The organism is Actinomadura rifamycini DSM 43936 (genome assembly GCF_000425065.1).
Lineage (GTDB): Bacteria > Actinomycetota > Actinomycetes > Streptosporangiales > Streptosporangiaceae > Spirillospora > Spirillospora rifamycini.
In genome coordinates this window covers 517,914-531,709 of the sequence record NZ_AULB01000003.1, presented here as the reverse complement: position 1 = coordinate 531,709, position 13,796 = coordinate 517,914, and the positions used below count along the sequence as shown (strand labels likewise).

The window sequence follows — 13,796 nt, the reverse complement described above, 5'->3', positions numbered from 1 at the left end:
CATGACGTCGTACGACGCTTTGCTGCTGATCTCCTTCGGCGGGCCGGAAGGGCCCGACGACGTGCTCCCGTTCCTCGAGAACGTGACCCGCGGGCGCAACATCCCGCGCGAGCGCCTGAAGGAGGTGGGGGAGCACTACTACCTCTTCGGCGGGGTCAGCCCGATCAACCGGCTCTGCCGCGAGCTGAAGGCCGCGATCGAGGCCGACCTCGCGGCCCACGGCGTCGACATCCCGGTCTACTGGGGCAACCGCCACTGGACCCCGTACCTGGCCGACACCGTCCGCCAGATGAAGAACGACGGGATCCGGCGCGCCGCGGCGTTCGTCACGTCCGCCTACAGCGGCTACTCCACCAACGACCAGTACCTCGAAGACATCGCGCGCGCGCGGGCGGAGGTCCCGGGCGCCCCTGAGATCGACAAGCTCCCGGTCTACTGGGACCGCCCCGGCTTCCTCGGCCCGTTCACGGACGCCGCGATCAGCGCCCTGAGCGAGCTCCCGGACGACGCGCGCCTCGTCTTCACCGCGCACAGCGTGCCCCTCGCGCAGCCGAACCGCGAGGCGTACGTCGCCGAGCTCGAGGAGGCCGCGCGCCGCGTCGCCGCGGCGGCCGCGCCCGGCAGGCCGTGGGACCTCGTCTACCAGAGCCGCAGCGGCCCCCCGTCCCAGCCGTGGCTGGAGCCGCAGATCACCGACCACCTGGACGCCCTGCACGGCGCGGGCGTCCGCGCGGTCGCGGCCGTCCCGATCGGGTTCGTCTCCGACCACATGGAGGTCAAGTTCGACCTCGACGTGGAGGCCGCCGACCGCGCCGCCGAACTCGGCATGGCGTTCGCGCGGGCCGCCACGCCCGGCGGCGACCGCCGCTTCGCCGCGCTGGCCCGCGAGCTGCTCACCGAACGGGAGAACGCATGAGCCTGCCCGAGGAACTGCTGGACCTGGCCCTCGCGACCGCCCGCGAGGCCGGCCGGATGCTCGTCGACAAGCGCCCCGCCGACGGGCCGGACGTCGTGCAGACCAAGTCGAGCCCGACCGACGTCGTCACGCAGATGGACCGCGCCGCCGAGCAGCTCATCATCGAGCGGATCCGGGAGGCCCGCCCGGACGACGCCTTCCTCGGCGAGGAGGGCGGCACCCGGGCCGGCGGCAGCGGCGTCCGCTGGGTGATCGACCCGATCGACGGCACCGTGAACTACCTGTACGACCTGCCGGACTGGGCCGTCAGCATCGCCGCCGAGGTGGACGGACGGGCCGTCGCGGGGGCCGTCGAGATGCCGCGCCGCGGCGAGACGTACACGGCCGTGCGCGGCGGCGGCGCGCTCCTGCACACCGCCTCGGGCACCCGCGAGCTGCGCGTGAACACCGGCGTCCCCCTCGGCCGCGCGCTCGTCGCGACCGGGTTCGGGTACTCGGCCGCCCGCCGCGCCCGCCAGGCCGAGATGCTCACGGGGATCCTGCCGCACGTCCGCGACATCCGCCGCGGCGGATCCTGCTGCGTCGACCTGTGCTCCCTCGCCGCGGGCCGGGTGGACGCCTACTACGAGCGCGGCGTCCAGGCGTGGGACATCGCCGCGGGCGCGCTGATCGTCGAGGAGGCGGGCGGCCGGGTCGAGGGCATGCACGGCACGCCCCCGGGCCCGGAGTTCACGCTGGCCGCCGCCCCGGACGTCTTCAAAGCCCTCCACGACGGCCTCCTGGCGCCCCTGGACCCCGCCCGCGACTGAACGGCCTCCGGCGCGCGGGGGTCGGCCCCCGGAACGTGAAGAGCCCGGGACCGTGGGGTCCCGGGCCGTGCGGCGGGGGTTTCGATCAGTGATGGCCTCCGGGGGAGTCCCCGGCGAACCAGTCGCAGGGAATCAGTCGCAGCGGGGTGGTTCGATCCCGATGTCGTGGTTCGCTGCGATCCGGCGCAGTTCGCTGATCTCCTCCCGGCGGATGTCCGCCAGGTAGGTGTCCCCATCTGCGTGGGCGCTGCGCAGCGACGCGTACGCGTCGTCGAGCCGCTGCTGGATAGTGCGCGTCAACTCGCCCATGAGCCTCCTCCCGGATCCTGCCCATCCCTACCCACACGTACGCTTGAAGCAAACCTGTTCGCCGATGCAATTTTCGCGGATTCTTGCGTACGGGACCCGGCGGCCTCTTGAACGCCTGCTTACGGGGGTCTTACGGCGCGCATGGCATATCTGTAACGCGGGGCGGCAGGGCCCGTCCGACCGGAGGGGGAACGAGTGCGTGTTCTAGTCGTCGAGGACGAGCGGGTGCTCGCCGACGCGATCGCCACCGGCCTGCGCAGGGACGCGCTGGCGGTGGACGTGGCCTACGACGGCGCCGGGGCGCTGGAGCGGACGGGCGTGAACGACTACGACGTGATCGTCCTGGACCGCGACCTGCCGAAGGTCCACGGCGACGACGTCTGCAAGCAGCTCGTCGCCCAGCGGTACCCCGCGCGGATCATCATGCTGACCGCGGCGGGCGAGCTGGACGACCGCGTGGAGGGCCTGCAGATCGGCGCCGACGACTACCTGGCGAAGCCGTTCGCGTTCGCGGAGCTGATCGCGCGGGTGCGGGCGCTGGGCCGCCGCGCGGCGGCGCCGCTGCCGCCCGTGCTGGAGCGGTCGGGCGTCCGCCTGGACCCGGGCCGGCGGGAGGTCGCGCGGGACGGCCGGCAGGTCGACCTGACGCGCAAGGAGTTCGCGGTCCTGGAGGTGCTGCTGAGCGCGGACGGCGCCGTCGTCAGCTCCGAGCAGCTCCTGGAGAAGGCGTGGGACGAGCACATCGACCCGTTCACGAACGTCGTGCGGGTCACGATGATGACGCTCCGCAAGAAGCTCGGCGACCCGCCGGTCATCGAGACGGTGCCGGGCGTGGGGTACCGGCTGTGACGGCGCCCGAGGGAGACGCCGGGGACCGCCCCGGCGCGACCGCGGCCGGCGCGACGGACACGCAGCCCTCGCCGGTGCGCCGCACCGGCCCCTGGCGGCGTCCGGGGCCGCAGCAGGTCCCGCCCCCGCCCGGCCCCAAGGGCGTGTGGCGCGCCGACGGCGACGGGGCCTCGGCCGTCCAGGCGCTGCCGAGCCGGATGAGCGTCCGGCTGCGGCTCACCCTGCTGTACGGGCTGCTGTTCTTTATGGCCGGGGCGCTGCTGCTGTTCGTGGTCTCGATCCTGATGGCGAACATCCTCAGCAACGTCCAGGTGATCGGGCTCGGCATCTCGCAGGAGGAGGCGGCGGCGCTGCAGCGCCAGTTCGTCGAGCAGACGATGAAGCAGCTCGTCGGGCGGTCGCTGGTGGCGCTCGCCGGAGTCGGGATCATCACGCTGGTCCTCGGCTGGTTCGTCGCCGACCGGGCGCTCAGCCCGCTGCAGCGGGTGACCGCGACGGCGCGGCGGCTGTCGGAGAGCACCCTGCACGAGCGGATCGCGCTGGAGGGCCCCGAGGACGAGATCAAGGAGCTCGCCGACACCTTCGACGCGATGCTGGAGCGGCTCGGGGAGGCGTTCGACTCGCAGCGCCGGTTCGTCGCGAACGCGTCGCACGAGCTGCGCACGCCCCTCGCGATCAACCGGACGCTGCTGGAGGTCGCGCTCGGCGACCCGGAGGCGTCGGACGACCTGCGCGCCGTCGGGCGGACGCTGCTGGCGACCAACGCGCGGCACGAGCGGCTGATCGAGGGCCTGCTGCTGCTGGCCCGCAGCGAGCGGGAGCTGACCACCCGCGCGCCGGTGGACCTCGCGGACGTGGCGTCGACGGTCCTGGAGCACTCGGGGCGCCGCGAGCACGACAACGACGTCGCGGTGCACCCGGAGCTGACGTCCGGCACCGCGTCGGGCGATCCGGTCCTGCTGGAGCACCTGGTGTCGAACCTGGTGGAGAACGCGATCAAGCACAACGCGGACGGCGGCGAGCTGTGGATCCGCACCGGGCTGCTGGACGGCTACGCCACCGTCCAGGTCGAGAACACCGGCCCGGTGGTGCCCGCGTACGAGGTGGAGCGGCTGTTCGAGCCGTTCCGGCGGCTGAACGCCGACCGCGTCGAGTCGGCGAAGGGCGCGGGCCTCGGCCTGTCGATCGTCCGGTCGGTCGTGCTGGCGCACCGCGGCGCCGTGTACGCCGCGCCCCGCCCCGGTGGCGGGCTGATCGTCACCGTCCGCCTGCCCCCGGGCTGACGGCCGCCGCGCGGACCGCCGCCCGCCGGGTCACTCCAGGGCGGCGGTCGCCAGCGTCGGGTCGCCGTCGTAGTCCATCTCGAGGTTGACGTACCGGTCGTCGACCAGCGCGGCGGCGCCCTCGTTGATCAGCGGGACGAGGGCCATGTCGTCCAGCGCCGTCTTCTCCGCCTGCTTGTACAGGCCGGTGCGCTCCTGCCCGGAGGCCGTGCGGACCGCCTGCCCCATGACCTCGTCGAACCGGCCGCTCTTCCAGCCGGACAGGTTGTTGTAGTCGTTGTCGTCGGTCGCCACGAGCGTCCCGCCGAGCAGCGGCCACAGCATCGTGTAGGGGCTCGCGTAGTCCGGGCCCCAGGAGAACAGGGCCAGCCCGGACGCGTCGTCGCCGACCAGGCCGTCGCGGTACTCGGCGTACTCGGTGACGGGCGTGGCCTTCATCTCGATCTTCCAGCCGAGCACCTGCTCCAGCCGCCGCCTGATCGCCTCGGCGAGCTTCTGCTCGTCGCCCGTGGTCCGGTACGACAGCCGGACGGTCGTGTCCGAGCCGAGGTCGGCCTCCGCGGCGAGCGCCTTCGCCCGCGTGATGTCCGCCGCGTCGCAGGACGCGCACACGCCGGGCCGCCCGAACCCGGGGAGGGCCTGCGGCACCAGGCCGCGCGCCGGGACGTCGCCCCCGCCGGTCAGCCGGGCGAGCGCGGCGCGGTCCAGCGCGTACGACACCGCGAGCCGCGCCTCCCGCGACTTCATCGGCCCGCGCGCCGTGATCGGCACCAGCATCCGGACGTACGGGACGGGCCGCGTGGTGAAGGCGGGGTCGTCGGCGACGGAGCCGAAGTCGGTCATGCCGGCCAGGTGGCCCCAGCCGATCTCGTCCGACTGGAACAGCCCGCGCGACAGGGCGGAGTCGGGCGCCAGCCGGACCTCGACGCGGTCCAGCTTGGTCTCGCCGAACGCCCACGTCTCGTTGCGGGCGAGCACGACCTCCTTGCCGGGGGTGTAGCTCTCCAGCAGGAACGGCCCGTTGCCGATCGGGCGCCGGTTGAACGCCTCGTTGTCGGGCTCGCCGGCGGACGCCGGCAGGGGCGCGAAGACGGGGTCGGCGAGCCGCGCGGGGAAGTCGCAGTTCGGCGAGGTGAGCCGGAGCGACAGGCCGTTCGGCGTCGTCTTGACCCCGGAGAACGCGTCCGCGTCGCCGCTCGCCACGGCGTCGAACCCCTCGATGTCGGCCATCAGGTAGGGGCCCGCGCCCTCCTCGGTGGCCGCGGCGCGCGCCCAGCCGCGGGCGAACGCCTGCCCGTCCACCGGCTGCCCGTCGCTGAACGTCGTCCCGTCGCGCAGCACGATGTGCCACTCCCGGCAGCTCTCCTCGGGCCGGATCTCGGTGGCGAGCATGTTGCGGACGCGGCCGTCGGTACCGACGGCGGTCAGGCCGGTGTAGAGCTGCTTGCCGAGGAACCGCTCGGTGCCGCCGTAGCTGTGCGAGGGGTCGATCCCGCGGCCGGAGCCGAGCAGGGCGGGCGCCGACATCGCCAGGGTGCCGCCCGTCCGCCCGGTCGGCGGACCGGTCTCCTCCCCGTCGCCGCCCATCCGCACGAGGACCACGGTGCCGACGAGCACCAGCGCGACGAACGCGGCGCCGCCGGCGCCCGCGAGCACGCGCATCCGGGACCGTCCGCGGCCTCCCCGGACCGGCTCGGTGGGGTCGCCGCCCTGCCCGGCGGGGGCGGCCCGGCCCGGCCACGTGCCGCCCGGTCCCGGCCGTCCGGCCGTCGGGCCCGCCGGGAGCGGGTGCGCGCCGGGCCAGCCGGGCGCGGCGCCCGGCCGTCCCGGGACGGCGGGCGGCTGCGGGGCCGGACCCGGCGCGGGCAGCGCGGGCAGCGCACCGGGCACGGCCCCCGGGTGGGCGGACGACCCGGGCGGCGGCGTCGACGCGCCCGGATGGGCGGACGACCCCGGCGGCGGCGTCGACGCGCCCGGGTGGACGGGCGACCCTGGCGGTGGTGTGGACGCGCCGGGGTGGACGGGCGACCCGGGCGGCGGCGTCGGCCCCGACCGCAGCCGCGGCGCCGACTCCGCGGCGGCCGTCTCGGCGCCCCTGGTGAGCATCTCCGCGTCCCCGGCCGCCGGGGCGGACCCCGGGCGGCGCAGGCTCCCGGCGAGGGTCAGCAGGTGCGCCAGGACCTGCTGGGACGCGGGCCGCAGCGCCGGGTTCTTGGCCAGGCACGCCAGGACGAGCCCGCGCAGCGGCTCCTGGAGGCCGCCGAGGTCCGGCGGGAGGTTCAGGATGCGGTTCATCACCGCGGGGATGGAGTCCTGCCCGAAGGCGGGGCGCCCGTTCGCCGCGTACGCCATCGTCGCGCCCCACGACCAGACGTCGGCGGCGGGCCCCACCTGGTTGCCGGAGATCTGCTCGGGCGACATGTAGGCGGGGGTGCCGACCGCGACGCTCGACATCGTCCCGGTGGCGTCCAGCGCCCGCGCGATCCCGAAGTCGATGACGCGGGGGCCGTCCGGGGCGAGCAGCACGTTGCCGGGCTTGAAGTCGCGGTGCACCACCCCGGCCTGGTGGATGGCGGCCAGCGCCGTCATCGTGCCGATCGCGAGCCGGTCCAGGTCGGCGCCGCGGCGCGGGCCGTCCTCGGCGAGCACCATCGACAGCGACGGGCCGTCGATGAACTCGCTGACGATGTAGGGCCGGTCGCCCTCGACGTCGGAGTCCAGGACGCGCGCGGTGCAGAACGGCGAGACCCGCTTGGCCACCGCGACCTCGGCGGCGAACCGGGAGCGCGCCTTCGGGTCGCCGCTGAACCGGGCGTGCAGCAGCTTGACGGCGACCGCGCCGCCCTCCTCGTCCTCGCCGAGGAAGACGGCGCCCTGCCCGCCCTCCCCGAGCAGCCCGGTCAGCCGGTACGGACCCAGGTGCTCCGGATCGCCCGGTCGGAGGGGCGCGGCCTCGGGCATGTGGAGTCCTTCGGGGGAGGAGGGCGACGTCCTTCTCGCGACTTTACGCGATCATCATTCGGACGATCATCACTTGGAGACGGTGCCGTACGCGGACGGGCTCGCCGCCGAGCGCTCCTGGCGCCACTCCCACCGCGCCGACCGGTCGCCGGTGAGGTTGAAGGTGACGTATCCGGGGGCGCAGTCCTCCTTCTCCTGCCCGGCCATCGGGCTCTCCCGGTACTCGACCTTGGTGCCGGACTCGCTCAGCAGCTCGAGCCGGGTGTAGCAGGTCGGGTGCGAGGAGCCGTAGGTGTACTTGGCGGTGCCGCTGGAGTAGATCAGCGCGAACTGCACCGTGAAGTTGCGGCCGTCCGCGGGCGCCGCGGGCTGCCTCCCGTTGCCCTTCCACACCCCGACGAGCCCCTCGCGGGAGCCCGGCGAGGACCGGGTCGACGGCTCGTTCGACGGTTCGCTCGACGGCGTGTACGGCTCCTCCGTCCGCGACGTCGGCAGGGTGGTCGGCGGGTCGTAGTCGTCGTCGTCGGAGTTCGCGGCGACCACGACGAACACGATCACCAGGATCAGGATGACCGCGAGGGCGCCGCAGCCGATCGCGATGATCGGCCCCGCGTTCGACTTCTGCCGGCCGTACTGCTGCCCCGGCGGGACGGCGCCGTGGCCGTGCGGCGGGCCGGGCGGTCCCGGCGGCCGGGGCGGCGGCTGCATCCCCGGCTGCGGCTGCGGCGGCCCGGGCGGCATCCCCGCGTTCTGGTACATCGGCATGGGCGGCGGCGTGATCGGCTGCGCCGGGGGCGTCGACGGCCCCTGCGCGCCGTGCGCGCCCGGCATCCCGGCCTGGTGCATGGGCATCGGCGGGGGAGTGATCTGCTGCTGCGGCTGCCGCGCCGGCGGGACCGGCGGCGGCGCCGGGAGCTGCGCGGCGATCCGGGTGCCCTGGTCGAGCAGGTTCGCCTCGCCCGTCCCGGGGGCCGCGCCGACGTGCCCGAGCAGGTTGAGCAGCAGCTGCGGGGCGGACGGGCGCAGGCCGGCGTCCTTGTTCAGGCAGCGGCCCACGAGATCGCGGACCGGACCGGGGGGCAGCGCCGACAGGTCCGGGTCCTCGTTCAGGATCCGGTTGATGATCACCGGGAGGGTGTCCGCCTCGAACGGCGACTGCCCGGTCGCGGCGAACACCATCGTCGCGCCCCACGCGAAGATGTCGACCGCGGGGGTGAGGGCGCCGCCGGTCAGCTGCTCGGGCGCCAGGTAGCCGGGGGTGCCGACGACCATGCCGGTCGCGGTGACGGCGCTCTCCTGCGAGTTGACCGTCCGGGCGATGCCGAAGTCGACGACGCGCGGGCCGTCGGCCGCCAGCATGACGTTGTTGGGCTTGAAGTCGCGGTGGACGATCTCCGCCTCGTGGATGGCGGCGAGCGCCGTCGCGGTACCGATGGCGAGCCGCTCCAGGTCGGCGGCGTTGCGCGGGCCCTCGTGCGCGACGACGTCGTGCAGGGACGGGCCGTCGATGAACTCGCTGACCACGTAGGGCTGGTCGCCGTGGACGTCGGCCTCGAGCACGCGCGCGGTGCAGAACGGCTCCACCCGCTGGGCGGCCGACACCTCGCGGACGAACCGGGCACGCGCGGACGGGTCGTTCGCCGTCTGCGCGTGCAGCAGCTTCACCGCGACGTACTCGCCGCTCCCCGGCGCCCTCCCCAGGAAGACCGCGCCCTGCCCACCGGCGCCGAGCCGCCCGATGACCTCGTACTGTCCCAGTGCCCGGGGATCGCCTGGCTCCAGCGGAGCGGCATCCGGCATCTGACCCTCCCGTGACCCGCGGTGTCGTTCCGCGATATTGTGCGCCGGACCCGGCCGCGAGGTCACCTCCCGGCCGTGTGCCGGACGCCCCTGCGCGGGGGTCCGCCCCCAGCTCTCCGAGCGGGCACCATATCGCGTTAGTTCAGACGTTTCACCGGCCCGTCCGGTTCAGTGTCCGGGCCGTCCGCCGCGGACGGGGCGGCGCGCCGCGGCCGGTCGGTGCGCGCCCGGCTCCGGGGACCGGTATGATCCCCGCCGCCGCGGGAACCCCGATGGTCGTCGTCCGGTACGGAAACGCAGTGCTCGCCGTGCCGTGGACGCCCGCCGGGCGTGTGACGGAAGACACATCACGAGGAAGAGAAGCGGGTGATCGGTGTCACTCGTGGGAACGGTCGCGCCTCGTGTGTCGCACGTCACCAACCGTGACAGAATTTCCCGCCCGGATCGGGCACAAGAACGGTCCCTCGAGCGTTAGTTCCGCGCGACGGGGCGCATAAAGCACTGAGGGGGATGGAGATAGAAGATGGCGACCGACTACGACAGCCCGCGCAAGACAGACGACGACATCAACGAGGACAGCCTCCAGGAGCTCCAGGCCCGTCGCGCCGACAAGGCCGCGAGCATCATCGACGAGGACCTCGACGCCGGTGAGGTCGCCGACCTGCCGGGCGCGGACCTGTCGAACGAGGAGCTCACGTTCCGCGTCGTGCCGCGGCAGGCGGACGAGTTCACCTGCACCCGCTGCTTCCTGGTGCACCACCGCAGCCAGCTGGCCAAGGAGAAGAACGGCCAGCCCATCTGCCGTGAGTGCGCCTGACCCGGGGGCGGGCCGGTGACGGGAGACCTGGAGAAACGGCGGGACGACGAGGTGGAGCCGGCGCACGTCGGCGGCTCCGCCGAACTCGGTGAGCTGGTCGGCCGGCTCACCGCCGACGAGGACATGGACCGCGAGACCCGCGGCCGCCTCCTCGGGCGACTGGCGAAACTGCTCGGCCAGAACGCCCGCAGGGCGGGGGCCGCGGGCATCGCGCGCGGCCGCTGGCTCGGCGACCTGCTCGTCGAGGTGGCGCCGCACATCCCCATCCGCGACCGGGAGACCCTGAGCGCGCACCACCACGGCCTGACCGGTGAGGCGCTGGCCGACAGCCTGGTCCGGGTCGCGAGCAACGCCACCACCGGCGTCGGCGCCGCCGGCGGCGCGCTCGCCGCGGTGCAGTTCACCGCACCGCCGCTGCTGCTGACCGCCCCCGCGCAGCTCGCCGCCGAGACCCTGATCCTGGCGGCGATCGAGGTCAAGCTGATCGCCGAACTGCACGAGGTGTACGGCGTCCGCGTCGAGGGCTCCGGCACCGTGCGGGGCCGCGCGTTCGTCGTGTCCTGGGCGCGGCAGCGCGGCATCAACCCGCTGGAGGCGGGCACCCTCGGCAGCGCGCTCGGCTCGGCCGCGAAGGCCGCGCTGCGCAAGCGGATGCTGAGGCTGTTCGGCCGCAGCATGACCACCATGGGGCCGCTGCTCACCGGAGCGGCGGCGGGGGCCGCGCTCAACCGGAGCGCGACGAAGGCCCTGGCCAACACGATCCGCACCGACCTGCGCGCGTCCGCGGGCGTGCCGCCCCCGCTTCCGGGCGACCGGCCGCGGCTGCCCTCCGGGGACTGACCCGGGACGACCGGCGCGGGCCCGTTCCGGACACGCCCCCCTCGTGACCGGAGCCGGCCCCGAACCCGGAGCCAGACCGCGCCCGAAGCCGAACCTCGGCCCCGGCCCGATCCAGCCCCCGGCCGACGAGCGGACGGCGGGCGCGGCGGGGACGCCGTGCGCCGCCCGCCGCGCCCGCCGCCGTCAGCCCTCGACCTTGAAGTGGGACGGGGGCGCACCGGTGCCCTTGGCCCACTGGTGCGCGACGGCGCGGGTGGCGAGCAGGCGCGCCACCTCCATGCCGACGCCCATCATCACGGCCCAGCCGATCGCCTCGGCGAGCGCCACGTCGGGCGACTCGGGGTTGGTCGGCGGCTCCTTGCCGGTGCTCTTCTTCCAGGCCATCGTGATGACCTTCTTCGCGACGAAACCGCCCGCGAAGGCCGCGGCCCCGGCCGTCAGCCGCCAGCCGAGTTCGCCCTTGTCCGCCATGTTCGTCCTCCAGTCGTCCTGTCGTCTCCGACGCTACCGGACCGTGCCCGCCCCGGCCGGGCGGTCGACGCGGTCGGGGCGCGCCGGGAAATGCGCATGCGCCCGGGGGCGATGTCAATACGATTGGCGCATGACAGAGCGTCCGCGTACCCCGCATGTTCCGGCCAAACCCTCACTCGACGGCCTGGAGGACACGTGGGTACGCGCGTGGGAGGAGGAGGGCGTCCACCGCTTCGACCGCACCCGGCCGCGCGCCGAGGTGTTCTCGATCGACACGCCCCCGCCCACGGTCAGCGGCTCCCTCCACGTCGGCCACGTCTTCTCCTACACCCACACCGACGCCGTCGCACGGTTCCAGCGCATGCGCGGTCGAGCGGTCTTCTACCCGATGGGGTGGGACGATAACGGCCTGCCCACCGAGCGGCGGGTGCAGAACCACTTCGGCGTCCGCTGCGATCCGTCGCTGCCGTACGACCCCGCCTTCGAGCCCCCGGCGAAGCCGGACCCGAAGCGGCAGGTCCCGGTGTCGCGGCGGAACTTCATCGAGCTGTGCGAGCGGCTCACCGAGGTCGACGAGAAGGCGTTCGAGGAGCTGTGGCGGCGCGTCGGCCTGTCGGTCGACTGGAACCACCTCTACACCACGATCGGCGCGGAGTCCCGCACGGCGTCGCAGCGCGCGTTCCTGCGCAACCTCGCGCGCGGCGAGGCGTACGTCGCCGAGGCGCCGACGCTGTGGGACGTCACGTTCCGCACGGCCGTCGCGCAGGCCGAGCTGGAGGACCGCGAGCAGCCCGGGGCGTTCCACCGGCTCCGCTTCCACGCGCCCGAGCGGCCCGTCTACATCGAGACGACGCGGCCCGAACTGCTGCCCGCGTGCGTCGCGCTCGTGGCGCACCCCGACGACGAGCGGTACGCGGAGCTGTTCGGCACGACCGTCCGCACGCCGCTGTTCGGGGTCGAGGTGCCCGTCCTCGCGCACCGGCTCGCCGAGCCCGACAAGGGCTCGGGCATCGCGATGATCTGCACGTTCGGCGACGTCGCCGACGTCACCTGGTGGCGCGAGCTCGACCTGCCGACCCGCGCGGTGATCGGCTGGGACGGGCGGCTGGCCGCCGAACCGCCCCGCGGCGTCCCCGCCGAGCCGTACGCGGAGCTGGCGGGCAAGACGGTGTTCTCGGCGCGCGAGCGGATCGTGGAGATGCTGCGCGGGTCCGGCGACCTGGACGGCGAGCCGCGCAAGGTCACGCGGGCGGTGAAGTTCTACGAGAAGGGCGCCAAGCCGCTCGAGATCGTCACGACCCGGCAGTGGTACATCCGCAACGGCGGCCGCGACGCGGGGATGCGCGCCGAGATGCTCGCGCGCGGCGCCGAGCTGAACTGGCACCCGCCGCACATGCGGGCCCGCTACGACAACTGGGTCGAGGGCCTCAACGGCGACTGGCTGATCTCCCGGCAGCGGTTCTTCGGCGTGCCGATCCCCGTCTGGTACCGGCTGGACGCGGCGGGCGAACCGGTCTACGACGAGCCGATCGTCCCGGCCGAGGACGCGCTGCCGGTCGACCCGTCGTCCGACGTCCCGCCCGGGTACACCGAGGAGCAGCGGGGGGTGCCGGGCGGGTTCGCCGGCGACCCGGACGTCATGGACACGTGGGCGACGTCGTCGCTGACCCCGCAGATCGCGGGCGGCTGGGAGCGCGACGCCGACCTGTTCGGCCGCGTCTTCCCCTACAGCCTGCGGCCCCAGGCGCACGACATCATCCGCACCTGGCTGTTCTCCACGGTCGTCCGCTCGCATCTGGAGCACGGGTCGCTGCCGTGGACCGACACCGCGCTGTCCGGGTGGATCCTCGACCCCGACCGCAAGAAGATGTCGAAGTCGAAGGGCAACGTCGTCACGCCGATCGACCTGCTGCGCGAGTACGGGTCGGACGCCGTCCGGTACTGGGCGGCGAGCGGGCGGCCGGGCACCGACACCGCGTTCGACACCGGGCAGATCAAGGTCGGCCGCCGCCTCGCGATCAAGGTGCTGAACGCGTCGAAGTTCGTGCTCGGGCTGGGCGGTGTCGAGGACGAGGGGCCGGCGGCGGTCACCGAGCCGCTGGACCGGGCGATGCTGGCGTCGCTCGCGGGCGTCGTGCGCGACGCCACCGAGGCGTTCGAGGGCTACGACTACACGCGCGCCCTCGAACGGACGGAGCGGTTCTTCTGGGAGTTCTGCGACGACTACCTCGAACTGGTGAAGTCCCGGGCGTACGGGGACGGGCCGGAGGCGCGGTCGGCGCGCGCGGCGCTGCGGACGGCCCTGTCGGTGCTGCTGCGGCTGTTCGCGCCGGTGCTGCCGTTCGTCACCGAGGAGGTCTGGTCGTGGTGGCGGCAGGGGTCGGTGCACGCGGCGGCGTGGCCGACGCCCGCCGAGCTGCCCCTGGACGGCGACCCGGCGGTGCTGGCCGCGACGGGCGAGGCGCTGCGGCAGGTCCGCAAGGCGAAGTCGGAGGCGCGGGCGTCGATGCGCGCCGACGTCGCGCGCGCGGTCGTCCGGGGCGCGGAGGCGGTGCGCGTCGCCCGTCCCGACCTGGCCGCCGCCGGGCGGATCGCGGACCTCACCCTCGAGGCCGCGCCCGCCGCGCTGACGGTCGAGGTCGAGCTGGCGCCCGCCACGTAGCACCGCTCGGCGCGGCCGTCCGCGGCCCGTCCGGAGGGCGTTCCGCGTAACGGCCGTCACACGGTCGCGGCCTTGACTT

At 74.4% G+C, this 13,796-nt stretch carries 11 protein-coding genes; 7 read left to right on the top strand and 4 right to left on the bottom strand.

Annotation, left to right across the window (positions count from 1 at the left end; all coding sequences use genetic code 11):
- Position 1 precedes the first annotated feature (1 nt).
- Both H505_RS39415 and H505_RS0102290 read left to right on the top strand, forming a co-directional pair.
- Positions 2–916: a ferrochelatase gene (locus H505_RS39415; RefSeq protein WP_034516168.1), complete on the top strand. Its 915-nt coding sequence runs from the start codon at positions 2–4 to the stop codon at positions 914–916.
- Positions 913–1,725, top strand: a complete 813-nt coding sequence (locus H505_RS0102290; protein ID WP_026400669.1) for an inositol monophosphatase family protein — start codon at positions 913–915, stop codon at positions 1,723–1,725. The genes H505_RS39415 and H505_RS0102290 overlap by 4 nt, the downstream gene beginning before the upstream one ends.
- Positions 1,726–1,857: 132 nt before the next feature.
- Here the strand turns inward: H505_RS0102290 and H505_RS50490 are convergent, their stop codons facing one another.
- The gene (locus H505_RS50490) at positions 1,858–2,034 is read right to left on the bottom strand and encodes a hypothetical protein (RefSeq protein WP_158079106.1); all 177 of its coding nucleotides are present in this window, start codon (positions 2,032–2,034) and stop codon (positions 1,858–1,860) included.
- 195 nt (positions 2,035–2,229) lie between these two features.
- Here H505_RS50490 and H505_RS0102280 point away from each other — a divergent pair, with 195 nt between their 5' ends.
- Complete coding sequence (locus H505_RS0102280; protein ID WP_026400668.1) at positions 2,230–2,883, top strand: response regulator transcription factor; 654 nt, start codon at positions 2,230–2,232, stop codon at positions 2,881–2,883.
- Positions 2,880–4,166, top strand: a complete 1,287-nt coding sequence (locus tag H505_RS39410; RefSeq protein WP_034516165.1) for a sensor histidine kinase — start codon at positions 2,880–2,882, stop codon at positions 4,164–4,166. Before H505_RS0102280 ends, H505_RS39410 begins: the two co-directional genes overlap by 4 nt.
- Positions 4,167–4,196: 30 nt before the next feature.
- Here H505_RS39410 and H505_RS47220 read toward each other — a convergent pair whose 3' ends face one another.
- Entirely contained in the window at positions 4,197–7,127 is a 2,931-nt protein-coding gene (locus H505_RS47220) for an ABC transporter substrate-binding protein (RefSeq protein ID WP_051300046.1), read from the bottom strand.
- 69 nt (positions 7,128–7,196) lie between these two features.
- Positions 7,197–8,927, bottom strand: coding sequence for a serine/threonine-protein kinase (locus tag H505_RS0102265; protein ID WP_026400667.1), 1,731 nt, complete (start codon positions 8,925–8,927; stop codon positions 7,197–7,199).
- Between the two features lie 523 nt (positions 8,928–9,450).
- Between H505_RS0102265 and H505_RS0102260 the strand changes: the two genes are divergently transcribed.
- Together H505_RS0102260 and H505_RS39400 are read left to right on the top strand one after the other, a co-directional pair.
- On the top strand, positions 9,451–9,744 hold the full coding sequence (locus tag H505_RS0102260; RefSeq protein ID WP_026400666.1) for a DUF4193 domain-containing protein: 294 nt from the start codon (positions 9,451–9,453) through the stop codon (positions 9,742–9,744).
- 15 nt (positions 9,745–9,759) lie between these two features.
- Positions 9,760–10,584, top strand: a complete 825-nt coding sequence (locus H505_RS39400; RefSeq protein ID WP_425248238.1) for a hypothetical protein — start codon at positions 9,760–9,762, stop codon at positions 10,582–10,584.
- 183 nt (positions 10,585–10,767) lie between these two features.
- Here the strand turns inward: H505_RS39400 and H505_RS0102250 are convergent, their stop codons facing one another.
- The gene (locus H505_RS0102250) at positions 10,768–11,055 is read right to left on the bottom strand and encodes a DUF4235 domain-containing protein (RefSeq protein ID WP_026400665.1); all 288 of its coding nucleotides are present in this window, start codon (positions 11,053–11,055) and stop codon (positions 10,768–10,770) included.
- 130 nt (positions 11,056–11,185) lie between these two features.
- On the opposite strand from H505_RS0102250, the gene valS reads away from it, so the two are divergent.
- Positions 11,186–13,717 (top strand): valine--tRNA ligase, encoded by a 2,532-nt coding sequence (valS, locus tag H505_RS0102245; RefSeq protein WP_026400664.1) that lies wholly within the window; start codon positions 11,186–11,188, stop codon positions 13,715–13,717.
- The last annotated feature ends 79 nt before the right edge of the window (positions 13,718–13,796 follow it).